The organism is Herbaspirillum sp. ST 5-3, assembly GCF_004804275.1.
In the GTDB taxonomy this organism is placed as follows: Bacteria; Pseudomonadota; Gammaproteobacteria; order Burkholderiales; family Burkholderiaceae_D; genus Noviherbaspirillum.
In genome coordinates, this window is the sequence record NZ_STGI01000002.1 from 24,272 (window position 1) to 47,481 (window position 23,210).

The window sequence follows — 23,210 nt, forward strand, 5'->3', positions numbered from 1 at the left end:
ACGCATAAAAATGAATACTATTGAGGCGAAGAAAGTCCTCGAAACGGCATTGCTTTGCGCCCATGAGCCTCTGTCGATCAACGACATGAAGAAGCTCTATGCGGAAAACGGCGACGCCGGTGAAGAAGTGATCGGCGCTGACACTATCAAGTCGATGCTCGAAGAATTACGCAACGACTGGGCTGACAAGGGTATCGAGATCGTCAGTCTGTCGACTGGTTGGCGGTTTCAGAGCCGCCCCGAAATGAAGAAGTATCTCGAACGGCTGAATCCGGAAAAACCCCCGAAGTATTCGCGCGCCACCCTTGAAACGCTCGCCATCATCGCATACCGGCAACCTGTGACGCGCGGCGATATCGAAGAAATTCGCGGCGTGACTGTTAATTCGCAGACCATCAAGATGCTCGAAGACCGGGGCTGGATCGAGGCGATCGGGCATCGGGATGTGCCAGGGCGCCCGGCGTTGTTTGCAACTACCAAACAGTTTCTTGATGACCTCGGACTGACCTCGCTCGATCAACTGCCGCCTTTGCAGGACGTGGCGAAAGAAGAGGTCCAGGGGGGCATGTTGCCGGAAATGCAGGCGCTGGAAAGCGGGATGCAATCCAGCCTCGACCAGGCCGCTATGGAATTTCCAGGGCAGCCATGCGCAGAAGACGCGCAAACCGAAACCGCACAGAATCCCGAAGCAGCCGAGGCGATTAATACCGGCCTTGAGGCATTTGTGCCAACCGTCGCGGAAGAATCGAATTCTTTTGGCGATGCCGACTCTATACCGCTTGTTTCTTCGGAATCCGAAGCGGAAGAGATCCCTTCCGTTGATGTCGCGCCCATAGAAGAGGCGCAAGACGACATCGCAACAAGAAGCCAGCATGATCAAGAACCGAACGATGAATCTGCCTACCCACGATGAGACGCCAGTGGCCATAACCACCGATTCCTCCGCAAGCGCGGACTCCGGCAAGAGCGACGATCTGACGCCAGATAGCGCTTCCTCCGGCTCCGCTCAAGCGGAGGAAGGCAAGAAGAAGCCCGCCAAACGTGGCGTACGTGGTCCGCGCAGCCTGAGGCGTGCAAGATCGCCGCGCCAATCCGACGCCGATGGCTCTCCCACCCAGGAAGTTGCATCGGAAGGTGCCGGCGAACAGGCATCTGCTGTTGATACGGCGCCTGATACGGGCAAGACCCAGCGGAAAGCCGTGGATGGACGCAAGCGAGACGAGCGTCAAAAGGGAAAGCCGGCCCAGAAGCAAAGGGGCAAGCAGGCTAATTCCGCCAACAAGGCGCAACAGCCGCGCGCCAAGGGTGGCAACGACGACGACATATTTTCCTTTGTTACCTCCGATGCATTTGACAGCTCCGTTGCGGACGAAGATGCGAAAGGTGCGCGTCGCGGCCAGGCGGCAGTGAAGACCGTTCGGCGCGATCTGACGGCCGAAGACGATGCGCCGAAATTGCACAAGGTGCTGGCTGATGCCGGCCTCGGTTCACGTCGCGACATGGAAGAATTGATCATTGCCGGGCGGGTGTCCGTCAATGGCGAGCCGGCGCACATCGGTCAGCGGATTCTGCCGACCGACCAGGTGCGCATCAACGGCAAGCTCATTCAGCGCAAGATCAGCAAGCGTCCGCCGCGGGTTCTTGTTTATCACAAGTCGGCGGGCGAAATCGTGAGCCATAGCGACCCCGAAGGGCGTCCATCCGTATTCGAGCACTTGCCCACGATGAAAGCGGGAAAATGGCTTGCTGTCGGCCGACTCGACTTTAATACCGAGGGCTTGCTGCTCTTTACGACCTCGGGTGACCTGGCGAATCGCCTCATGCATCCGCGTTATGGCATCGAGCGCGAGTATGCGGTGCGTACGCTTGGCGAACTCGAAGAAGGCATGCGCCAGAAGCTGCTCAGTGGTGTTGAGCTCGAAGATGGTGTCGCGCAATTTTCAAAGATCTCCGATGGTGGCGGGGAAGGAGCGAACCGCTGGTATCGCGTGACTATTGGCGAAGGACGCAATCGCGAAGTGCGCCGAATGTTTGAGGCCGTGGGCCTGACGGTATCGCGTCTGATCCGGACCCGATATGGCGCATTGACCTTGCCCAGTAATCTGAAGCGCGGTCGGTGGGAGGAGCTCGACGAGCAAGCCGTACGCAATTTGATGGCACTGAGCGGCCTTGAAAAGGCTGCTGGTTCGACTCCGGGCAAGGCACGTCCCGAGCGTCAGGCGGTCGATCGCAACGGCAATGGCAACGGTTTTGACAAGAGTCAGGGGCAAAAGCGTGGCCCGGCTCGCGGCAACAGCCGCGGACAGGGAGCGCAGCGCAGCCGTCAGCCGGATCCGCTGCAAACCGCACTTGGGTTCCCTGATGCGGGGCAACCCCGTCGCGGAGGCGGCGGGCAGGCACGAACAGGTGGCGGACAGGCTCGTGCCGGAATAGGAATGCACGCAATTGTGCGCCGGCGATCACGCGGTTAAGTGGCGCCGGCCGGTTGGCTCGGCGCGAAAACTTCTGATTTGAAATTATTTGACCCTCTGTTCTGCGGAGGGGCCTTATTGCCATTGCGATGCACCAAATAATTGTTTATAATTAGAGAGTTAACAAAAGTCGGCCCGCAAGAGTGCTTGTCGGGAACTACACCCGCATGGGCTGGAGCGATAAAAAAGATGGGCAGATGCCCATTTTTTTTTTCTTCAACGGATTCTGCGTGTGTTTGCCCCGACTTGGATCGCTACGGAGAATGGTTTTGCGGTTGTTGGATTTAATTGAAAGAACTGTCGTTGGTATGGGCTATGAGCTGGTCGATTTCGAACAGGCTGCTCATGGACTGCTGCGCGTATACATCGACTTCCCGCCCGAAGATGCAGACAAGGGCAGCATTACGGTGGAGGACTGCGAGAAGGTCAGTCATCAGTTATCCCATGTGCTGACGGTGGAAAACGCGAATTACGAGCGGCTCGAGATTTCGTCGCCTGGGCTGGATCGCCCGCTGAAGAAACTGGCCGACTATGCGCGTTTTGCGGGACAGGAAGCGGTCGTGAAGTTGCGGATGCCTATGCCGGGTGCGGCAAATCGCAAGTCGTTTCAAGGTGTTTTGCATATGCCGGACGGCGAAACGCTGAAGCTGGAATTTGAAGGAAAAGATGGGCCGGCGATGCTCGATTTTACGCTCGCCGATGTGGACAAGGCACGCCTGGTGCCGAAAGTGGACTTTAGGAGTCGCAAAGCATGAGTCGTGAAGTATTGTTGTTGGTCGATGCGCTGGCACGAGAGAAAAACGTCGATAAGGAAATCGTCTTCGGAGCGCTCGAGCATGCGCTCGCGCAAGCGACCAAGAAACGCTACGAGGGCGACGTCGATGTGCGCGTTTCTATCGATCGCGAAACCGGCGAGTTCGAGTCCTTCCGCCGCTGGCATGTCGTGCCCGACGAGGCCGGTCTGCAGTTGCCCGACCAGGAGGTGCTGCACTTCGAAGCCAAGGAACAGATTCCGGATATCGAAGTCGATGATTACATCGAAGAACCGATCGAATCCGTCGATTTCGGTCGCCGCTTTGCGCAGGATACCAAGCAGGTCGTCCTGCAGCGTATTCGTGATGCCGAACGCGAACAGATCCTTGCCGACTTCCTGCAGCGCGGCGACTCGCTCGTTACCGGCACCATCAAGCGCATGGAACGTGGCGATGCCATCGTTGAATCCGGTAAGATCGAAGCGCGCCTTCCGCGCGACCAGATGATTCCGAAAGAGAACCTTCGTATCGGCGATCGTGTTCGCGCATATATCCTGCGTATTGATCGCAATGCGCGCGGTCCGCAGGTGATCCTGTCCCGCACGGCGCCGGAATTCATCATGAAGCTGTTCGAGCTGGAAGTGCCGGAAATCGAACAAGGCTTGCTGGAGATTAAATCGGCGGCGCGCGACCCGGGCGTACGCGCGAAGATCGCAGTATTTACCAGCGACAAGCGCATCGATCCGATCGGCACCTGTGTCGGCATGCGCGGCTCGCGCGTGCAGGCGGTGACGGGCGAATTGGGGGGCGAGCGCGTTGATATCGTGCTGTGGTCAGAAGATCCGGCGCAGTTTGTGATCGGTGCACTGGCGCCAGCGAATGTTTCGTCGATCGTCGTCGACGAAGAAAAGCATGCAATGGATGTAGTCGTTGACGAGGAAAACCTGGCGATTGCCATTGGGCGCGGCGGGCAGAATGTACGGCTTGCATCCGAGTTGACCGGCTGGCAGATCAACATCATGACGGCCGAAGAGTCCGCGGATAAATCCGCTGCGGAAGCTGCCGCGATCCGTGCCGTGTTCATGGAGAAACTCGATGTCGACCAGGAAGTTGCCGACATTCTGGTGGAAGAAGGTTTTTCCAGCCTGGAGGAAATTGCCTACGTGCCGATTACCGAAATGCTGGATATCGAAGCATTCGATGAAGACACCGTGAACGAGCTGCGCAATCGCGCACGCGACGCGCTGGTGACTGAAGCGATTGCCTCGGAAGAGGGCCTGGAAGGCATGACGGACGAGCTGGTCAACCTGGACGGCATCGACCGTGTCACGGCCGGCAAATTGGGCTTGGCCGGGATCAAGACGCTGGAAGCGTTTGCCGGTTTAGCCTATGACGAATTCGGCGCGATTCTGGCATTGCCGATCGAGCGTTCGCGTCAATTGATTGAAAATGAATTTGAGGATGTGACGGATGATGAAATGCGGCTCATCGACGCCAAGTACGATGACCGGGCGCGCGCCTTGCAGGCGAAAGCGCGGGAGCTGACCGAGACTAAATGATCCGCAACGCTCCACTATCATCTGAGCCACATAGAAAAGAGGACTGAATGGCGAGTAACAACGTAGCCCAATTTGCCACCGAACTGAAGATGCCCGCAGACCTGCTGTTGACGCAACTGCGTGCTGCAGGCGTCGACAAGAGTTCGGCGTCCGATCCATTGTCCAAAGACGACAAGGATAAGCTGTTGAATCACTTGCGCCGCGCACATGGCGCGTCCCCCGACGGCGAGAAAAAGAAGATTACGCTGACGCGCAAGGAAACAACCGAGATCAAGCAGGCCGACGCCACAGGCAAGTCGCGCACGATCCAGGTTGAAGTTCGCAAGAAGCGCACGTTTATCAAACGCGACGAGCCGACGCTTGAAGAAGCGCCGGCAACAGCGGTGGAAGCTCCTGCTCCGGTTGTCGATGAAGCCGAAACGGCACGTCGGGCGGAAGAGGCGCGCCGACAGGCTGAGCTGATCGCGCGTCAGGAAGCGGAACTGCGTGAAAAGCAAGAGCATCTGGCCAAGCTGGAAGCCGAGAAGGAAGCGCAGGCGCGGGCCGCGCGCGAACGCCAGGCGGCTGAAGAGGCCGAGCGGGTCGCGGCGGCAGCTCAGGCGCAAAAAGCGGAATTGACTGCGGCTGAAGAGAAGACGCGCCAGGCCGACGAAGAGGCCAAGAAGAAAGCGGCCGAACAGGAATCCAAGGCGGCTGCCGAAAGAGCGGCCGCGACCGAGCGCGCGCGCAAGATGGTGGCTGACGAAGTCGCGCAGATCAAGGCGATGATGAGCGCGCCGCGCAAGGTCATGAAGGCGCCTGAGCCTGCTCCGGCAGCACCGGTTGCTAAGGCGGCAGAAGGCACCTTGCACAAGCCGGCCGAGAAAAAGCCGACTGACAAAAAAGAAGAAAAGAAACCGGCGGGCGGTGACAAGAAGTCGATCAAGTCGGCCAATGTCTCTTCAACCTGGCAGGATGATGCTGCGAAAAAACGCGGCGGCCTCAAGACGCGCGGCAACGGTGCGGCAACGACCCCGGGCGGCCGCGACGGCTGGCGCAGCGGCCCGAAGGGACGTCGCGGACATGGCCATGATGACCAGCGCGAATCCAATTTCCAGGTCCCGACCGAAGCCGTGGTGAAGGAAGTGCACGTGCCGGAGACGATTACCGTCGCCGAGCTGGCGCACAAGATGGCAGTCAAGGCTTCCGAAGTAATCAAGCACTTGATGAAGCTTGGCCAGATGGTCACGATCAACCAGGTGCTGGACCAGGAAACCGCGATGATCCTCGTGGAAGAAATGGGCCACAAGGCATTTGCCGCCAAGCTCGACGACCCCGAAGCCATGCTGGAAGAAGTCGGCGCCACGCATCCCGATGCCGAAGCATTGCCGCGCGCTCCGGTGGTGACCGTGATGGGCCACGTCGACCACGGCAAGACTTCGCTGCTCGACTACATCCGCCGCGCCAAAGTGGCAGCGGGTGAAGCAGGCGGCATTACACAGCATATCGGCGCGTATCACGTCGAGACACCGCGCGGCATCATCACCTTCCTCGATACGCCGGGCCACGAGGCATTTACAGCAATGCGTGCACGCGGCGCGAAAGCGACCGACATTGTGATTCTGGTGGTGGCGGCCGACGACGGCGTGATGCCCCAGACCAAGGAAGCGATCGCCCATGCGAAGGCGGCTGGCGTTCCGATCGTGGTTGCGATCAACAAGATCGACAAGCAGGGTGCCAATACCGAACGTGTGACGCAGGAACTGGTCACCGAAGGTGTCGTGCCGGAAGCCTACGGCGGCGATGCCCCGTTCATCCCGGTATCCGCCAAGACGGGGCAGGGCATCGACGATCTGCTGGAAAACGTTCTGCTGCAGGCGGAAGTGCTGGAACTGACCGCGCCGATCGACGCGAATGCCAAGGGGCTCGTCATCGAAGCGAAGCTCGACAAGGGCCGCGGACCGGTGGCGACAGTACTGGTTCAGTCCGGTACCTTGAAGCGTGGCGATGTGGTGCTGGCAGGCTCTTCATACGGTCGCGTGCGGGCGATGCTGGATGAAAACGCCAAAAATATTTCCGAGGCCGGGCCGTCGATTCCAGTCGAAATCCAGGGCTTGACCGAAGTGCCGGCTGCCGGCGAGGAAGTGATGGTCATGGCGGATGAGCGCAAGGCGCGCGAAATCGCCTTGTTCCGTCAAGGCAAGTTCCGCGACGTGAAGCTGGCCAAGCAGCAAGCGGCCAAGCTGGAAAACATGTTCGAGCAAATGGCCGAGGGCGAGGTGAAGAATCTGCCGTTGATCATCAAGGCCGACGTGCAGGGTTCGCAGGAAGCGCTGGTTCACTCGATGCAAAAATTGTCGACCAGCGAAGTGCGCGTGCAGATCGTGCATGCCGCAGTCGGCGGCATCAGCGAGTCAGACGTCAACCTGGCCGTGGCCTCGAAGGCGGTCATCATCGGCTTCAACACCCGTGCAGACGCTGCCGCGCGCAAGCTTGCGGAAGCAAGCGGCATCGATATTCGCTACTACAACATCATTTACGATGCGGTGGACGAGATCAAGGCCGCGATGTCCGGCATGCTGGCGCCGGAGAAGCGCGAACAGACGCTGGGCCTGGTGGAAATCCGCCAGGTGTTCCTCGTCAGCAAGATCGGCGCGATTGCGGGCTGCTACGTGCTCGACGGCATGGTCAAGCGTGGCGCTTCGGTTCGCCTGTTGCGCAACAATGTGGTCGTCTGGACCGGCGAACTCGATTCGCTCAAGCGCTTCAAGGATGATGTGAAGGAAGTGAAGTCCGGCTTCGAATGCGGCTTGTCGCTGAAGAACTTCAATGACATCAAGGAAGGCGATCAGCTGGAAGTCTTCGAGATCCAGGAAGTCGCGCGTACCCTGTAAGCCGGCTGCGGCCGGCAGCTTTGCCGGTCCGGTGAACACGCAACCGCAATCCCGGGGCCTCGCGACGAGGTCCCGCGGTGCAGGTTGCTTCATAACAGGCTCAAAGGTTGCATCATCATGGCTAAACACAGCAAATCCATCCCGGGCCGCGGCGTGCGGGTGGCGGACCAGATTCAGCGCGATCTGGCGGAAATCATTGCCTACGAACTGAAGGACCCTCGCGTCGGGATGATTACCATTACCGAAGTCCAGGTCACTCCGGATTACGCGCACGCGAAGGTGTTTTTCACCACGCTGGTCGACAACGAGGAAGCGGTGCAAAACACGCTGTCCGGCCTGCGCAAAGCGGCTGGTTTCATTCGCGGTCAGTTGGGACGACGCCTGACGATTCACACCATTCCCGAACTGCATTTCGTGCACGACACGTCGACGGTGCGTGGCATGGAATTGTCGAAGTTGATCGACGAAGCGAATGCGACCCGCTCCAAGGACTCGGAGCCGGACTGAGTCTTTCATGTCGGGCGGAATCGCGCGGCATTTTCCTTTTTACTATGGCGCAAATATCGCCCAAGAAAACCCGCGTGCCCGTGCATGGCGTATTGCTGCTGGACAAAGGCGCGGGCCATTCCAGCAACGACGTGCTGATCAAGGCCAAGCGGCTGCTGAATGCGCAAAAGGCAGGGCATACTGGCACGCTCGATCCGTTTGCGACCGGCCTGCTCCCCTTGTGTTTTGGCGAAGCAACGAAGTTCTCGCAGGATCTGCTGGATGCGGACAAGACTTACGAAGCGCTTGTCCATCTTGGCCTTACCACCGAGACGGGCGACACCGAAGGTGTGGTGACTGCAGAACGTGAGGTAAGTGTCACGCGCGAGGAGGTCGAGGCCGCCTTGGGCAAGTTTCGTGGTGAAATCGATCAGGTTCCTCCGATGTATTCGGCACTCAAACGTGATGGCAAGCCTTTATATGAATACGCGCGGGCAGGCGTGACTCTGGAACGCGAAGCGCGGCGGGTGACGATTCATACGTTGGAGTTGCTGGACTATCAGGTGCCCTTCCTGACACTGCGTGTGACGTGCAGCAAGGGGACTTACATACGCGTACTGGGCGAGGATATCGGCGCTGCGCTCGGCTGTGGCGCGCATCTTCGAGCGTTGCGTCGAACCGGCGTGGGAAACTTGTCCGTTGAACATGCCGTGACGCTTGAGGCGCTAGCCGACACGCCGGAACATGAACGGACCGGTCGGCTCGCGGCAGTGGATGCATTGTTGTCGTCCTTCTCGGCGGTGGTGTTGCCGGACGCCTTGGCGCAACGTTTCCTGCACGGTCAGCGTCTAGCCTTGGGGAAGGAAAACGTCGCATTTCCTGCCGAATTCGGCCGCGTGCGCGTCTATCGTGAGGGTGATGGTTGCCTGCTCGGTACTGCGCAGTTGATGGAATATGGCGTGCTTGCTCCGGAACGCCTGGTCGCAACCGCGGCAAATGCGTAAATGCGCCGCAACTCTTTGAAATTTCAATACTTTTATTAAGGTTGAGGCGAGCCGGCATGCTATACTGTTTGGTTCCCCGAATCTTGCACTAAACCACTATGTCAAATACCAAACGCGCTCTGCGCAACATCGCCATCATCGCCCACGTTGACCACGGCAAAACCACCCTGGTCGACCAGTTGTTGCGCCAGTCCGGCACCTTCCGCGAAAACCAGCAGGTCGATACTCGCGTCATGGATTCCAACGATCTGGAAAAAGAGCGCGGGATCACGATTCTGGCGAAAAACTGTGCGGTCGAGTACGAAGGCACGCATATCAACATCGTCGATACGCCGGGCCACGCCGACTTCGGCGGCGAAGTGGAGCGCGTTCTGTCGATGGTGGATTCGGTGTTGCTGCTGGTTGATGCGGTCGATGGCCCTATGCCCCAGACCCGCTTCGTGACCCGCAAGGCGCTGGCGCTGGGCTTGAAGCCCATCGTCGTGGTCAACAAAGTGGACCGCCCGAGCGCACGTACCGAATGGGTCGTGAACCAGACCTTTGAATTGTTCGACAAACTGGGCGCAACCGATGAGCAGCTCGACTTTCCGGTGGTGTATGCATCGGCATTGAACGGTTACGCCAGCCTCGACCCGGAAGCACGTGGCGGCAACATGAATCCGCTGTTCGATGCGATCCTTCAGCACGTGCCGGTGCGTGACGATGATCCGGACGGCCCGTTGCAGTTGCAGATTTCTTCGCTCGACTATAACTCTTACGTCGGCAAGATCGGTATCGGCCGCATTACCCGTGGTCGCGTCAAAGCTCTGCAAGACGTGGTCATCATGGACGGTCCGGGCAGCACACCGCGCAAGGCGCGTATCAACCAGGTACTGAATTTCAAGGGTCTGGAACGGGTGCTGGTGGACGAAGCGGCTGCTGGCGATATCGTGTTGATCAACGGTATTGAAGAGCTGGGCATCGGTACTACGGTATGCGCCGTGGATACGCCGGACGCGTTACCGATGCTGAAGGTGGATGAGCCAACCTTGAACATGAATTTCATGGTCAACAATTCGCCGTTGGCCGGGCGTGAAGGCAAGTACGTTACCAGCCGTCAAATCCGTGACCGCCTGGATCGTGAATTGAAATCCAACGTGGCGCTGCGTGTTACCGATACTGGTGACGACACCACGTTTGAAGTGTCTGGCCGTGGTGAATTGCACCTGACTATTCTGATTGAAAACATGCGTCGTGAAGGTTACGAGCTGGCGGTTTCCCGTCCGCGCGTGGTGTTCAAAATGGTCGACGGCGTACGCCACGAACCGTATGAGATGTTGTCCATCGACGTGGAAGAAGCACACCAGGGCGCGGTGATGGAAGAGCTGGGCCGTCGCCGTGGCGATCTGCAAGACATGCAACCGGACGGCAAAGGCCGTGTACGTCTCGAATACCGCATTCCTGCGCGCGGCCTGATCGGTTTCCAGGGCGAGTTCATGACGCTGACCCGCGGTACCGGCTTGATGAGCCACATTTTCGACGAATACGCTCCAGTTGATACCTCCAAGGGTGAATTGGCTGGTCGTCGCAACGGCGTGCTGGTTTCCCAGGATGATGGCGCGGCGGTTGCGTACGCGATCTGGAAGTTGCAGGATCGCGGCCGCATGTTCGTCAGCCACAACGATCCGGTGTACGAAGGCATGATCATCGGCATTCACTCGCGCGACAATGATCTGGTCGTCAATCCGATCAAGGGCAAGCAGCTCACCAACGTGCGTGCTTCCGGCACCGACGAGGCAGTGCGTCTGGTACCGCCAATCCAGTTGTCGCTCGAATATGCCGTGGAGTTCATCGAGGATGACGAGCTTGTCGAAATCACGCCGAAGAGCATTCGCCTGCGTAAGCGTTACCTGAAAGAGCACGAGCGCAAGAAGGCATCGCGCGACGCAGCATAATCGCAAACGTCCTGAATGTATCGGGCGGCTGATCTGGCCGCATGAGCAAGTTGGATCATCTTCAAGCCCGGTCGCCCTTGCGGTTACCGGGCTGATTTTTTGTGGATTGGTCATGCCAATATTGAATTCGCATCAGCGGGCGATACTGCTGATGATTATTGCGCCGACCATGTGGAGCATGGCCGGCGTACTCACCCGCCATCTCGATGCGGCGCGTGGGTTCGAGATCACGTTCTGGCGCAGTTTTTTCTCGGCCACTTTCGTCGCAGGCGCCATGATGATGACGCTGGGATGGGGCAAGGCGGTCGCAACGGTTTTGGCCGTTGGGCGCCTCGGCGTGTTGAGCGGTCTGATGTGGAGCGTGATGTTCATGTGCTTCATGATCGCGCTGACCAAGACAACGGTCGCGAATACGCTGATCGTGATGAGCATCTCGCCTTTGCTGACGGCATTTCTTGCGTGGCTGTTTCTCAAGCAGCGGATCGCTCAGCGTACCTGGGCCGCGATCATCGCGGCCTTCATCGGCATTCTCTGGATGTTCATCAGCAGCATGAGCGGTGTGCAGGGGCAGCATCTGGTCGGGATGATGATTGCCACGGCGGTGCCGATCGCCGCCGCGGTCAACCTGATCGCGATCAAGCGGGCGGGCCACGGCGTTGACCTGATTCCGGCCGTGTTGTTAGGAAGCGTCTTTTCGGCGGCCATGATGCTGCCGTTTGCGTGGCCTTTGCAGGCGTCGCTGCACGACATTGTCATCCTGGCGATTCTCGGCTTTTTTCAGCTGGGTCTGCCCTGCATGTTGATGGTACGCGCGGCCAAGCGTTTATCGGCGCCGGAAGTATCCTTGCTCGCCCTGCTGGAGGTCTTGCTCGGGCCGCTGTGGACCTGGCTGGGTGCCGGTGAAGTGCCCGCACGGGAGACCCTGATCGGCGGCGCGGTTGTCATGCTTGCGCTTGTATTCAATGAGCTGGCGGCCATGCGGACCGTTGCCGTGGCCAGGAATTAATCACATTCGCCGCCAATGGCCGCACACGATCATCGTGCCGCAAGCCAAGCCGGTAAAATACTTTCCCATGACGATCCCCACCCAAGAAATCGCCACGCTGCCTTCCCGCCGCCTGTCCGTTGCACCCATGCTGGATTGGACGGATCGCCACTGCCGCATGTTTCATCGGCAGATCACGCGTCATACTTGGCTCTATACCGAAATGGTGACGACCGGCGCCTTGTTGCACGGCGACGTGGAACGTCATCTCAATTTCAACGACGAGGAGCATCCGGTTGCGCTTCAGCTGGGCGGCAGCGAGCCCGCCGACCTTGCAAAAAGCGCGAAGCTTGGCGAGCAGTGGGGTTACGACGAGATCAACCTGAATTGCGGCTGCCCGTCGGAGCGCGTGCAAAAGGGGGCATTCGGTGCCTGCCTGATGGCCGAACCGCAACTGGTGGCCGACTGCGTGAAGGCGATGCGCGATGCGGTCAGTATCGATGTGACCGTCAAGCATCGGATCGGGATCGACCAGGTCGAGGCTTATGATTTTGTGCGCGACTTTGTCGGCACCATTGCGGAGGCCGGATGCACGACCTTCATCGTGCATGCGCGCAATGCGATTCTCAAAGGCTTGAGTCCGAAGGAAAACCGCGAGATTCCGCCGTTGAAAGCCGAATACGCCTATCGCCTCAAGCGTGATTTTCCGCAACTCGAAATCATCATCAATGGCGGCATCAAGACCATCGAGGACATCGACGCGCATTTGCTGCATGTCGACGGCGTGATGATCGGCCGCGAGGCGTATCACAATCCCTACCTGATGGCCTCCTTCGACGCGCGCTATTACGGTGATGCGACGCCGGTGAAATCACGGGCCGAAGTGCTGCAGGCGATGCTGCCCTACATGCGCGAACAACTTGCGCGTTATGGCAAGAGTCATGTTGGCGGCGGCTTGCGTCTCAATAGCATGACGCGTCACATGCTCGGGCTGATGGCCGGCATGCAGGGCGCGCGCGCATTCCGCCAGATACTGTCCGATTCGAAAAAGCTTGCAGCCGGCGATCCTGCCCTGCTGCTGGAAGCGCTTGCCCGGACGCAGCCGGTCGCGGCCTGATTCATCCTTTTCTCCTCTGCATCCTGCTCTGTGCCTGCACGACAATGGCACAGAATTCGCTCGTCTCTTTGTTCCTTGTGATGATCGCAAACCACGATCATTTCCATCAACGAACCATGGAGAGACGACCATGCCATTGAAAGGCGGAAAGAGTCAGGATGCGGTGAAGAGCAATATCAAGACGCTTGTGCATGAATGGGAAGACGAAGGCAAGATCGGCAGCAGTCATCCCAGGTCGAAAAGGAAGGCGATCAAGCAGGCGGTGGCGATATCGCTGAAGAAAGCCGGCAAGAGCCGCACGCAGCAGAAACCCCGGAAGCATTGAGTTCGACGCAGTGCATTGGAAAGGATGACCATGTCTAATCAGGAAGCCAAGCCCGATATTCCACCACAGCATCAGGAGCATCAGCCAGGTTCGGAGGCTGCCATGCGGCCGCGGCCTGAATCGGAAATGCGCAATTACAAGGGCAGCGGAAAACTCAAGGGCAAGGTGGCACTTGTGACAGGCGGCGACAGCGGCATCGGCCGCGCCGTCGCCATCGGGTTTGCCAAGGAGGGGGCGAATGTGGTGATCGCCTATCTTGACGAACATGATGATGCGAAGGAAACGCAGCGCCATGTCGAGGCGGAAGGGCGCGAATGCGTGATTCTCGCGGGCGATGTCGGCGATGCCGGGTTCTGCGGCAAGATGGTGGAAACCGCGATGTCATCATTCGGCAGGCTCGACATTCTGGTGAATAACGCCGCGCAGCAATATCCGCAGAAGAGCATCGAAGACATCACGGAAGAGCAATTGCTGAAGACCTTTCGCACCAACGTGTTCTCGATGTTCTTTACGGTAAAGGCTGCGTTGCCGCACCTGAAACCCGGCGCGCGCATCATCAATACCACCTCGGTGACCGCCTATCGCGGCAGTGCGCATCTGCTGGATTATTCGTCGACCAAGGGAGCGATCGTCGCATTCACGCGCTCGCTGTCGCAGCAGTTGATTCAGCGAGGCATCCTGGTCAATGCGGTGGCGCCGGGGCCGGTGTGGACGCCGCTGATTCCGTCGAGCTTCGAGGAAGAAGCGGTCGATCATTTCGGCGAGAAAGCGCCGCTGGGCAGGCCGGGGCAGCCGGATGAAATCGCGCCGTCCTATGTCTTCCTTGCGAGCGAGGATGCATCCTTCATGTCAGGACAGGTCCTGCATCCGAACGGCGGCGAAGTGGTCAATGCATGATGCGGCCTGCCGCAATATGACGCTCAATATTCCTTGAGGCGGTTGTACAAGGTCTTCAGGCTGATGCCGAGTGCTTCGGCGGTCAGGCGTTTGTTGCCGCTGTAGTGTTTCAATGTCGCAAGGATGATTTCCTTTTGCGCATCGGCCAGAGGCGTGCCGACGAAAAAGTTCAGGTAGCCTTCGTGCTCGGTGGGCTTCTTGGTCGAGAGGTCGGAAATGCAGTCCTCGATGTTCAGCGTATCGGTTGCCAGGATGAAGGCGCGGTGCACCACGTTCTTCAGTTCCCGCACATTGCCGGGCCACGAATAGGAGCGAATCACGTCCAGCGATGCACGCGAAAAAACTTTCTTCGCATTTTCCTTTTCATTGAGCAAGTCGAGGAAGTGCTGCGCCAGCAGTTCGATATCGGCGCCGCGCTCGCGCAAGGGTGGAATGCGAATCGGAAAGACGGCGAGACGATACATCAGGTCGGCGCGCAGGCTGCCATCCTTCACCGCGACGTCGAGATCGCGATTGGTGGCTGCCAACAGTCGCACGTCGACTTTCACTTCCTCGTCGCCGCCGACACGCAGAAAGGTGCCCGACTCGAGCACGCGCAGCAATTTGACTTGCATGTCGACCGGCATTTCGGTGATTTCGTCGAGGAATAAAGTGCCATGCGATGCATGCTCGAAATAGCCGATGTGTTGCCGCACCGCGCCGGTGAAGCTGCCTTTCTCATGCCCGAACAACGCCGCCTCGATCAGGTGCGCCGGGATCGCGCCGCAATTCACCGCAACGAAGGCTTGTTCGCTGCGCGCACTCGACTGATGGATCGCGTTGGCGATCACCTCTTTGCCGGTGCCGCTTTCGCCCACGAGTAATACCGTGGCGTCGGTTGCGGCCACTCTTTCCACCTGCTGGTAGAGCTGCTCCATGGCTGGAGAGGTGCCTTGCAGAATGCCGAGGCGGTTGAGTGATTTTTCGAAATTCATTTCGGGTTCCAGCCGGTCAGCGGGAGGCAGGGCGTCGTCGTGCCCTGCCATGAGCGTCTGATTCGATGCCATGATTTTTACATCAATCCCTGAAGTAGCGCTTGCGTAAATTCAGTTCCTTCACGCAAACGCGTGGGGTTTCGAGATAGGTCAAATGTGTTGAAGGCGACGCGACCGACCAAGGTGAGGGACTCGCGCGAAGCATGGTCTAACAATACACGATATCGTGCAGCGCGTCTTCGCATAGTGCGTTGCAGCGAGCCCGCATCGGCAATTCATTCTGAGAGGAAAACTCAGGGAGCCGATATTTCTGCGCATCAAACGCATCGCGCCCTGAGTGTAAGCATTGCGCCGTGCGCGTAACAATGACACGGTATTGCCGATGCGACTTTCGATGTCGCTCCGCGGTGCTTTCGTTTTGCGAAAAAGTTAAGAACTTATCGTGTATGCCATGGTCAAGGTACGAGGGCAGCGTTAACTTTTCATGAAAGGAACAAGAATGAAATCACTCAAGACTACGTCGAAAATCTTGTTGATTCTTGCCGCATTGAGCATGACAGCTGTCGGTTGTGAGCGGCGCGCCGGCGATCAGAGTTCGGGTGCAAGCGGCGCACCGGGCGGCACCTCCAGTTCCTCGGGTGGTTCCGGTTCCATGGGTTCGGGTTCCTCCGGTACATCGGGCAGCAGCGGCTCGAGCGGAACCTCGAAATAAAGAGTTCGGCATGAAAGCAATTGCCGCTACTTCCAGAGTCGTTCTGCTGGGCGCCTTGTTGAGTGTGGCAGTTGCTGGATGCGGCCGCAAGGAAGCGGACCAGGCCTCCGGCGGCACCACATCGGGCGCATCCGGCAGCAGTACCGCCGGAGCGTCTCGCGGGTCCGCCGGTACTTCGGGGAACACGGCCACCCCATCTTCCGGCAGCTCCGGCTCGTCCGTTGGCGCTGCAATCGATGACAGCATCATCACCACGAAAATCAAGAGTGCCTTGCTCGCTGACGAGCAGGTCAAGGGCACTGACATCAGTGTCGAAACGAAGAAGGGCGAGGTCATGCTGAGCGGCTTCGTTCGCGACAAGGCGCAGATCGACAAGGCGGTGAAGATCGCCAGTTCGGTGGAGGGTGTCAAGAAGGTTGATAACAAAATGACCGTCAAGCAATAGCTCAACAATCTCTGCCATATCCTGGCAACGCACGCATCGGAACATCGACGGGCGCAATGCGGAAAGGCGCATTGCCCGCCGCAAGTTCATGTTCATCAGGACAAGCGCGTGGCCGACTGTTTTGGCTCAATAACACGGTAAATGCTGGCTTGGACAATGGCAGTCCGAGGCATATGCTGTGAAGAGTTTATTGAACACGTAATCCGAAGCAGCACTCAAATACAAAAAACATTTTTTGCAAACCTGAATGGGTTTTTTGCATGGAGGCCGCTCGCGGCGCGACGCCGCAGACTGGCCCGACGAGATGCCGCATCCGAGGATGCGGCATGTTTGTCTGCGCGATATCCCTTCAACTCTTAAAACCGGAAAGAGATTGTGCATATGCCCCATGTATTGATCGTCGATGACGATGAGAATACCCGCGAGGCGCTCGCGGCGATTACTGCTGAAGAAGGATTTACTACCGCGGTGGCGGGCACGATACGCGACGCGCAGGCGCAGATCGTGCGACAGCGACCGGATGTCGTGTTGATCGACATCAAACTGCCGGACGGAAGCGGAATGGATTTGTTCAACGATATCGAATCCCGCGCCACGACCGAGATCGTCCTGATCACAGGGCATGCAAGTGTCGAGACGGCGGTGGAAGCACTGCGGCTTGGTGCAGCGGACTACCTGACCAAGCCGATCAATTTTCGACGTCTGAAAGGCTTGCTGTCGCGGATCCCGCGCACGGTCGACCTGAAGGAAGAAATCGGCGTGCTGCGCAGCGAGTTGCGCAGGCTCGGGCATTTCGGCCAGATGCTGGGTGCTGCGCCTGCGATGCAGAAGCTGTACAACCATATCGCGCGGGTTGCACCGACCGAAGCGACCGTGTTGCTGCTTGGCGAGAGCGGCACCGGCAAGGAACTGGCCGCGCAGACCATCCATGACCTGAGCCTGCGGCAGAAGCGCCCTTTCCTGCCGGTGAATTGCGGCGCCATCTCGCCGCAACTGATCGAAAGTGAAATATTTGGCCATGAGAAGGGAAGTTTCACGGGCGCTGACCGGCAGCACAAAGGCTATTTCGAACGTGCGAACGGCGGCACGCTTTTTCTCGACGAAATTACCGAGATGCCGGCGGAGTTGCAGGTGAAATTGCTGCGCGTGCTGGAAACCGGTTCTTTCATGCGCATCGGCAGCAACCAGGAAATCGAAACCGACGTGCGGGTCATTGCCGCAAGCAATCGCGATCCGGAAGCGGCCGTGGCGGAAGGCAGGCTGCGTCTTGATCTATATCATCGGCTGAATGTCTTCCCGCTCAAGATTCCGCCGCTTCGCGAGCGCGGCGCTGATATCGAGCTGCTGGCCCAGCATTTCCTGGAAGAGTTGAACGCGGCGCATGGGACGAACAAGGTGCTGGCGCCCGACGGGCTGGCATGCCTGAGCAATTATCACTGGCCCGGCAACGTACGCGAACTGCGCAATTACATACAGCGTGCGTTCATCCTGTCGGATCAGACGATTGATGCCGCAGCACTGGCGCCGGTGATCACGACCCACTCGCCGGTCGGGCTGACGCTGGCGATACCAGTCGGCACCTCGCTGGCCGATGTCGATCGCAAGCTGATTTATGCCACGCTGGAGCTCTGCGGCGGCGTGAAGAAGCGTGCCGCCGACATTCTCGGGATCAGCCTCAAGACCTTGTATAACAGGCTGGAAGAATATGGTCCGTACGAGGGAATGCAGAAGAAGGAAGGCGCTTCTTCGATGCACGGCGGCAGCGATTCCTATCATTGAAGGCGTTGCATCCCCGGTGAGCCGTCACCGGGGAATGAATCGGCCTTTCATGCCCGTGCGGCCATCGCGTCAATCACGACAATCAGCTCCTCCGGCGCGACCGGCTTGGTGACGTGCATCTGAAAACCTGCCGTCAGCGCCCTGATGCGGTCCTCGCGCTGGGCGAAGGCGGTCAGCGCCAGCGCGGGCATGCGCTGCAAGGGGGTATCACCCGCCACCGATTGCCATGCGCGGATTTTTCGCAGCACTGAATAGCCGTCTTCGCCAGGCATGGCGATATCGCAGACCAATACGTCCGGAAGATCATTGCTGGCGAGCGTACGCAGCCATTCCATCGCTTCCTGGCAGGAGCCGGCGGCGAACACCGAGCCACCGGCGCCTGCGAGGACGACGGTCAACGACTCGCGCGCTTCCTCCTGATCGTCGATCAGCAGGATGTGGACGCCTTTGAGGGAGGGCAGAGGCAGACTGTTGACGCTGCCATCTTCGCCGGCGCCGAGGGTGAGGTATTTCTCGGAGCGCATGCGCAGCGGAAAATAGACATGGAAGGTGGTGCCTTTACCTTCGCCTTCGCTCTCCGCATGGACATGCCCGCCATGCAATTCGGCCAGGTGGCGTACCAGGAACAGGCCCAGTCCCAGACCGCTATGGTCGCGCGTGCTGGAGGTGTCTTCCTGGCTGAAACGATTGAACAGATGCGGCACAAAGTCGGGTGAAATGCCCACGCCATCATCGCGCACGGTCACGGCAATTTCATCGTCGAGCTGCTCTGCATTGAGCCACACATTGCCGCCGTCCGGAGTGAACTTGATGGCGTTCGACAGCAGGTTCCAGAAGATCTGCTGCACGCGATCGGCGTCGCCTTCGATCTGCTCGCTCGTGATGCGGTACGTGCAATTGATGCTGATGTGCTTGGCGGCGGCCATCGAGCGTACGCTTTCGACGGCGGCCTGCAGCGCAGGCAGGAGCGCAAGCGGCTGCTTCACCAGTCGCAGCTTGCCGCTCATCATGCGAGTCACATCCAGCAGGTCTTCGATCAGGCGCACCTGTTGTCCGACGCCGGTCTTGATGCCCTGCAGCGCGCGCTGCGCCAGCGGCGCGGTCGAGACATCCTTTACATAATTCTCCAGCACATGCGCCCAGCTCTGAATACCGTTCAAGGGTGCGCGCAGCTCGTGCGAGACGATGGCAAGGAACTCGTCGCGCGCGCGTGCCGCGGTTTCCGCCTGGATGCGCGCGGTGCGTTCGCGCGCCAGCAGTTCGTCGCGCTCCTTCTCCATCCTTGCGCGCTCGGTTACGTCGTAGGCGATGCCGATCACCGATTCGATGTGGCCGTGGCGATCAATTTCCGGAATGATGCGGCCGGAAAAATAGCGCATCTGGCCGTCGATCACATAGTCGAAGTCGAGCCGTTGCTCCGTTCCGGTATCGAAAGCGGCACGTGCCGCGGCTTCCCAGGCTTGCACCACCGACAAAGGCAGGCCGAGCTCGCCCTTGGTCTTTCCGAGGTAGGCTTCGGGCTTGATGCCGGCCAGCTTTTCGATGGCGGGATTGACATAGACATGCCGCATGTCGCGGTCGATGCGCGAAATGATGTCCGGCGAATTTTCCACCAGGGTCTTGAATTCGCGTTCGCGGCGATGGAGCTGTTCTTCCGCCTCGCGCAGCTGGGTGGTATCGCTGATGGCGGCGAACAGGCCGCACACTTCGCCATGCTCGTTCAGCTCCGGCATATACATCATGTGCAGGTAGCGTTCCTCGCCTTGCGGCAGGCGCACCCTGGTTTCATGCTCCTGCGGCGCGCCACGCAGGGCGGCGTCGAGGTACTGGCGGATGCCGGCAAACATCTCCTCGCCGACAAGGTCGGAAATGCGCTTGCCGATCATGGACTCCGGATGATGGCCGAAGCGGTCGATATAGGCATTGTTGACGAACCGCAGGCGGTAATCGGGATCGCATTGGGCGATCAGCACCGGGAAGGCATCGGTGATCAGGCGGAGCTGTTTCTCGCGCTCGCGCAGTGTCTGTTCCGCGTTGCGGCGTTCGGTGATGTCGGTCACCATTGCGGAAAATCCGCTCACGCTGCCGTCGGCTGCGATATCGGGTGAGTACGTCGTCATGACGTGGCGTTCGCCCAGCATGTTGTGGACAGTGAGTTCATAGGTTACCTGTTCGCCGCTGAGCGCGCGCGTGATGTAGGGATAGGCCTGCGGATAGAGCGGACCAAGCACCTGGTTCAGTGTCTTGCCCACGATCTCGCTGGCCGGACGGCCGAACCAGGAACTGTAGGCGGCATTGACGAAGCGGTAGTGTTCATCCGCATCGATGTACGCGATCAAGGCCGGCACCATGTCGGTGATCAGGCGCAAGTACTGATCCTGCTCGAACAGGGCGGCGGCAATGCGTTTGCGTGCGCTGACGTCGCGCAGCACGATGAGGCATCCGTCCGGCGTGCTGGCATCGAGGCAGGGCGTGACGATGATTTCGGCATCAATCAGGCTGCCGTCGGGCAATTGCAGTTTGTGTTCGAATGAGGCCGGGCACTCCGCCGGCAGGGAAATGTTGTGTGTTTCCTGCGCGGCTGCGCTACGTGCCTGCAGCACGTCGCCCAGCGTACGGCCATTCACCTGATCCTGGTTGCTGTATCCGAGCAGCTTCAGCGCGGCACGATTGGTGCCGACGATACAGGCATTCCGTATCAGCAGTACGCCTTCCGAGCAGCGCTCGATCAACTGGCGATAATGCTCTTCGTCGGGTCGCGGCGCATCGTTTGAAGGAGATGTACGCATTGCGTAGGGCGAGGTGTCCTTCGGCTCCGTAAGTGAGTGATATTCATTGCCACGATTAATCAAGACCTGGTTGCTTGAGACAGCCATGGTAAAAACGTACTCCTGTTTTCCAAACGCTGTGGACGCGGGACGGAACATACGGCGCTAAATGATGCAATCTGCGCCACGGCCACGGCACGATAATGCTAATGCATGTTTCGTCGCATGCACCCGGGAAACCGCAAGCAAGCCGGCGCGCTTCCTTGACGGGCGACAACGCCGCAAGGAAAACGCACCCAGTCAGGCAAGCAAGCTCCATGCTCGCATGCAGACCGTTCCACAATCCGCTTTGCGTCGCCCGCGTTCAGGCGGTCTTGCCGCCGACTTTCTGTTTCAGATCAGGCAACTTCAACTGCGCAAGAAAGCGGCTGAACTCTTCACCCACGGCAGGATGTTTCAGCGCAAACATGACCGCCGCTTCCATATAGCCGATCTTGCAGCCGCAGTCGTAACGGTGCCCCTTGAATTCATAGGCGAGGACGGGGTGTTCGGCGAGCATGGCGGCGATGGCGTCGGTCAGCTGGATCTCGCCACCGGTACCCGGCGTGACGTTCTCCAGGTAGTCGAAAATGTCAGGCGTGAAAATGTAGCGCCCGACCACACCGAGCGTCGATGGCGCGTTCTCGGGCTGCGGCTTCTCGACGATATCGGCGATGCGATGGATGCGCACGCCCATCGACTGCGGTCGGACGATGCCGTAGCTGGAAGTCTGGTCGAGAGGAACGTTCTGCACGCCGACCACCGAGCTGCCGTGCTGCTCGTACAGGTCGATCATCTGCTTGAGCACAGGCACGTCGGCGTCGATCAGGTCGTCCGCCAGCACGACGGCAAAGGGTTCGTCGCCGACCAGCGGACGCGCGCACAGCACCGCATGGCCGAGGCCGAGGGCTTCGCTCTGACGCACGTAGGAATAGTGCAGGTTGGCTGGCAACAGCGACTGTATCTCCTTGAGCAGTTTTACCTTGCCATGCGAAGCCAGCTCCGATTCCAGTTCATATGCCTTGTCAAAATGGTCCTCGATGGAGCGCTTGCCGCGCCCGGTCACGAAAATCATTTCGGTAATGCCTGCTGCTGCCGCTTCTTCCACGGCGTACTGAATAAGAGGCTTGTCAACGATGGGCAGCATTTCTTTTGGCGATGCCTTGGTGACGGGTAAAAAGCGCGTGCCTAAACCGGCGACAGGAAATACTGCTTTGCGAATCTTGGTCATTGTCGTCTCTCTTCGTACAGTGGTTGATCAAAGTCGGGAGGCGGCGAACTCTGACAGACGCAATGGGCGAGAGCAAGGAATCGCCGCGCCATGGAACGCAAACCGCATCGGCGAAAAATCCGCTGGGCGGATCTGTCAAACCAGTTGCCAGTTGCGAGAGGCGCTGTCATCTCCCATGTCCATCTGTCGCGCCTCACTTCGCCGAACTCCACGCCATGCATGGGTAACGATTACATCTGCTAGCTGTTTTTACATGTTGTTACACGTGTTCGGTATCCGCTTCCGGGCGGACCGCCGCAGTCCATCAAGGACGGCGCCTGCATCCACCTTCGCGGGCATTCCGATCAAGCAGGAAACGTACCGAGGCGGACAAACTTGGCGAACGGAAAGGAAAGCTGTACGTGTTGCGGAGAAAGTTTCTTTCCCGGGAAAAAGAGACTTGAAATGCCGCATCGAGCACAGGCGGCTCTTGCGCCTGATCATCACCTGCCGGCATTCAATAAGTATGCTGAAGGAAACTCCATCCATGATGCGGTTTCATCTTGCCGTGCGAGGGGGTAGGGTGGCGATATGCCGGTGTAGCTTTTACCAGTGCCTGTAAAAATTACGGAAATGAAATCCCTACGGTGCAAGCACTTACCTCGTCGAAGCCGCGCCGGATTGCTCGGCACAGCTCTTGCGTCAGCAAGTCGCAATGCGTTGACCGTGTGCGAAGCAACAGACTCGGCGTTTGCACGTTCTCTGCAAGGCTTTGCCGCACTGCATTCCGCCATCGCATGCAGACGGGTTTCCGTGCGTGTGCGTCAGCAAGCTTCTTTCAACACCCACATATTGCATCCGACATGATGATCGCTGCTTC

At 58.8% G+C, this 23,210-nt stretch carries 18 protein-coding genes; 15 read left to right on the forward strand and 3 right to left on the reverse strand.

What is annotated here, in order from left to right:
• Nucleotides 1-10: 10 nt before the first annotated feature.
• The 12 genes from scpB to E6W33_RS03725 all read left to right on the forward strand — a co-directional run bounded on the left by scpB (nucleotide 11) and on the right by E6W33_RS03725 (nucleotide 14,403).
• The gene (gene scpB / locus E6W33_RS03670) at nucleotides 11-913 is read left to right on the forward strand and encodes an SMC-Scp complex subunit ScpB (protein ID WP_136414453.1); all 903 of its coding nucleotides are present in this window, start codon (nucleotides 11-13) and stop codon (nucleotides 911-913) included.
• Nucleotides 873-2,471 carry a 23S rRNA pseudouridine(2605) synthase RluB gene (gene rluB, locus E6W33_RS03675; protein ID WP_136414455.1) on the forward strand — a complete coding sequence of 533 codons (1,599 nt, stop codon included), beginning with the start codon at nucleotides 873-875 and terminating at the stop codon, nucleotides 2,469-2,471. The genes scpB and rluB overlap by 41 nt, the downstream gene beginning before the upstream one ends.
• A 269-nt stretch (nucleotides 2,472-2,740) precedes the next feature.
• Nucleotides 2,741-3,226, forward strand: coding sequence for a ribosome maturation factor RimP (rimP, locus tag E6W33_RS03680; protein WP_136415669.1), 486 nt, complete (start codon nucleotides 2,741-2,743; stop codon nucleotides 3,224-3,226).
• A complete protein-coding gene (gene nusA, locus E6W33_RS03685) occupies nucleotides 3,223-4,782 on the forward strand; it encodes a transcription termination factor NusA (RefSeq protein ID WP_136414457.1) in 1,560 nt (519 codons plus the stop codon). The genes rimP and nusA overlap by 4 nt, the downstream gene beginning before the upstream one ends.
• A gap of 47 nt (nucleotides 4,783-4,829) precedes the next feature.
• Nucleotides 4,830-7,655, forward strand: a complete 2,826-nt coding sequence (gene infB / locus E6W33_RS03690) for a translation initiation factor IF-2 (protein ID WP_136414459.1) — start codon at nucleotides 4,830-4,832, stop codon at nucleotides 7,653-7,655.
• A 117-nt stretch (nucleotides 7,656-7,772) separates the two neighbouring features.
• A complete protein-coding gene (rbfA, locus tag E6W33_RS03695) occupies nucleotides 7,773-8,162 on the forward strand; it encodes a 30S ribosome-binding factor RbfA (RefSeq protein ID WP_136414461.1) in 390 nt (129 codons plus the stop codon).
• Between the two features lie 44 nt (nucleotides 8,163-8,206).
• Nucleotides 8,207-9,145, forward strand: a complete 939-nt coding sequence (gene truB, locus E6W33_RS03700; protein ID WP_136414463.1) for a tRNA pseudouridine(55) synthase TruB — start codon at nucleotides 8,207-8,209, stop codon at nucleotides 9,143-9,145.
• A 98-nt stretch (nucleotides 9,146-9,243) separates the two neighbouring features.
• Complete coding sequence (gene typA, locus E6W33_RS03705) at nucleotides 9,244-11,079, forward strand: translational GTPase TypA (protein WP_136414465.1); 1,836 nt, start codon at nucleotides 9,244-9,246, stop codon at nucleotides 11,077-11,079.
• Between the two features lie 112 nt (nucleotides 11,080-11,191).
• Nucleotides 11,192-12,085, forward strand: a complete 894-nt coding sequence (locus tag E6W33_RS03710; protein WP_136414467.1) for a DMT family transporter — start codon at nucleotides 11,192-11,194, stop codon at nucleotides 12,083-12,085.
• Nucleotides 12,086-12,152: 67 nt separating this feature from the next.
• Entirely contained in the window at nucleotides 12,153-13,181 is a 1,029-nt protein-coding gene (dusA, locus tag E6W33_RS03715) for a tRNA dihydrouridine(20/20a) synthase DusA (RefSeq protein ID WP_136414470.1), read from the forward strand.
• 130 nt (nucleotides 13,182-13,311) lie between these two features.
• Nucleotides 13,312-13,506 (forward strand): hypothetical protein, encoded by a 195-nt coding sequence (locus E6W33_RS03720; RefSeq protein WP_136414472.1) that lies wholly within the window; start codon nucleotides 13,312-13,314, stop codon nucleotides 13,504-13,506.
• 30 nt (nucleotides 13,507-13,536) lie between these two features.
• Complete coding sequence (locus E6W33_RS03725) at nucleotides 13,537-14,403, forward strand: SDR family oxidoreductase (protein WP_136414474.1); 867 nt, start codon at nucleotides 13,537-13,539, stop codon at nucleotides 14,401-14,403.
• A 23-nt stretch (nucleotides 14,404-14,426) separates the two neighbouring features.
• Here E6W33_RS03725 and E6W33_RS03730 read toward each other — a convergent pair whose 3' ends face one another.
• Complete coding sequence (locus E6W33_RS03730) at nucleotides 14,427-15,449, reverse strand: sigma-54 dependent transcriptional regulator (RefSeq protein WP_136414476.1); 1,023 nt, start codon at nucleotides 15,447-15,449, stop codon at nucleotides 14,427-14,429.
• 427 nt (nucleotides 15,450-15,876) lie between these two features.
• Here E6W33_RS03730 and E6W33_RS03735 point away from each other — a divergent pair, with 427 nt between their 5' ends.
• The 3 genes from E6W33_RS03735 to E6W33_RS03745 all read left to right on the forward strand — a co-directional run bounded on the left by E6W33_RS03735 (nucleotide 15,877) and on the right by E6W33_RS03745 (nucleotide 18,313).
• Entirely contained in the window at nucleotides 15,877-16,089 is a 213-nt protein-coding gene (locus tag E6W33_RS03735) for a hypothetical protein (RefSeq protein WP_136414478.1), read from the forward strand.
• Between the two features lie 10 nt (nucleotides 16,090-16,099).
• Nucleotides 16,100-16,534 (forward strand): BON domain-containing protein, encoded by a 435-nt coding sequence (locus E6W33_RS03740; RefSeq protein WP_136414480.1) that lies wholly within the window; start codon nucleotides 16,100-16,102, stop codon nucleotides 16,532-16,534.
• Between the two features lie 381 nt (nucleotides 16,535-16,915).
• Nucleotides 16,916-18,313: a sigma-54 dependent transcriptional regulator gene (locus E6W33_RS03745; protein ID WP_136414482.1), complete on the forward strand. Its 1,398-nt coding sequence runs from the start codon at nucleotides 16,916-16,918 to the stop codon at nucleotides 18,311-18,313.
• A 47-nt stretch (nucleotides 18,314-18,360) separates the two neighbouring features.
• Here the strand turns inward: E6W33_RS03745 and E6W33_RS03750 are convergent, their stop codons facing one another.
• Nucleotides 18,361-21,189 (reverse strand): PAS domain-containing protein, encoded by a 2,829-nt coding sequence (locus tag E6W33_RS03750; protein ID WP_168798513.1) that lies wholly within the window; start codon nucleotides 21,187-21,189, stop codon nucleotides 18,361-18,363.
• 256 nt (nucleotides 21,190-21,445) lie between these two features.
• Entirely contained in the window at nucleotides 21,446-22,351 is a 906-nt protein-coding gene (galU, locus tag E6W33_RS03755) for a UTP--glucose-1-phosphate uridylyltransferase GalU (RefSeq protein ID WP_136414487.1), read from the reverse strand.
• Nucleotides 22,352-23,210 lie beyond the last annotated feature (859 nt).

What these genes read in the sequence shown, in the direction of transcription:
- scpB (WP_136414453.1), top strand. Translation starts at nt 11, where the DNA reads ATGAATACTATTGAGGCGAAGAAAGTCCTCGAAACGGCATTGCTTTGC.
- rluB (WP_136414455.1), top strand. Translation starts at nt 873, where the DNA reads ATGATCAAGAACCGAACGATGAATCTGCCTACCCACGATGAGACGCCA.
- nusA (WP_136414457.1), top strand. Translation starts at nt 3,223, where the DNA reads ATGAGTCGTGAAGTATTGTTGTTGGTCGATGCGCTGGCACGAGAGAAA.
- infB (WP_136414459.1), top strand. Translation starts at nt 4,830, where the DNA reads ATGGCGAGTAACAACGTAGCCCAATTTGCCACCGAACTGAAGATGCCC.
- rbfA (WP_136414461.1), top strand. Translation starts at nt 7,773, where the DNA reads ATGGCTAAACACAGCAAATCCATCCCGGGCCGCGGCGTGCGGGTGGCG.
- truB (WP_136414463.1), top strand. Translation starts at nt 8,207, where the DNA reads ATGGCGCAAATATCGCCCAAGAAAACCCGCGTGCCCGTGCATGGCGTA.
- typA (WP_136414465.1), top strand. Translation starts at nt 9,244, where the DNA reads ATGTCAAATACCAAACGCGCTCTGCGCAACATCGCCATCATCGCCCAC.
- E6W33_RS03710 (WP_136414467.1), top strand. Translation starts at nt 11,192, where the DNA reads ATGCCAATATTGAATTCGCATCAGCGGGCGATACTGCTGATGATTATT.
- dusA (WP_136414470.1), top strand. Translation starts at nt 12,153, where the DNA reads ATGACGATCCCCACCCAAGAAATCGCCACGCTGCCTTCCCGCCGCCTG.
- E6W33_RS03720 (WP_136414472.1), top strand. Translation starts at nt 13,312, where the DNA reads ATGCCATTGAAAGGCGGAAAGAGTCAGGATGCGGTGAAGAGCAATATC.
- E6W33_RS03725 (WP_136414474.1), top strand. Translation starts at nt 13,537, where the DNA reads ATGTCTAATCAGGAAGCCAAGCCCGATATTCCACCACAGCATCAGGAG.
- E6W33_RS03730 (WP_136414476.1), bottom strand. Translation starts at nt 15,449, where the DNA reads ATGGCATCGAATCAGACGCTCATGGCAGGGCACGACGACGCCCTGCCT.
- E6W33_RS03735 (WP_136414478.1), top strand. Translation starts at nt 15,877, where the DNA reads ATGAAATCACTCAAGACTACGTCGAAAATCTTGTTGATTCTTGCCGCA.
- E6W33_RS03740 (WP_136414480.1), top strand. Translation starts at nt 16,100, where the DNA reads ATGAAAGCAATTGCCGCTACTTCCAGAGTCGTTCTGCTGGGCGCCTTG.
- E6W33_RS03745 (WP_136414482.1), top strand. Translation starts at nt 16,916, where the DNA reads ATGCCCCATGTATTGATCGTCGATGACGATGAGAATACCCGCGAGGCG.
- E6W33_RS03750 (WP_168798513.1), bottom strand. Translation starts at nt 21,189, where the DNA reads ATGGCTGTCTCAAGCAACCAGGTCTTGATTAATCGTGGCAATGAATAT.
- galU (WP_136414487.1), bottom strand. Translation starts at nt 22,351, where the DNA reads ATGACCAAGATTCGCAAAGCAGTATTTCCTGTCGCCGGTTTAGGCACG.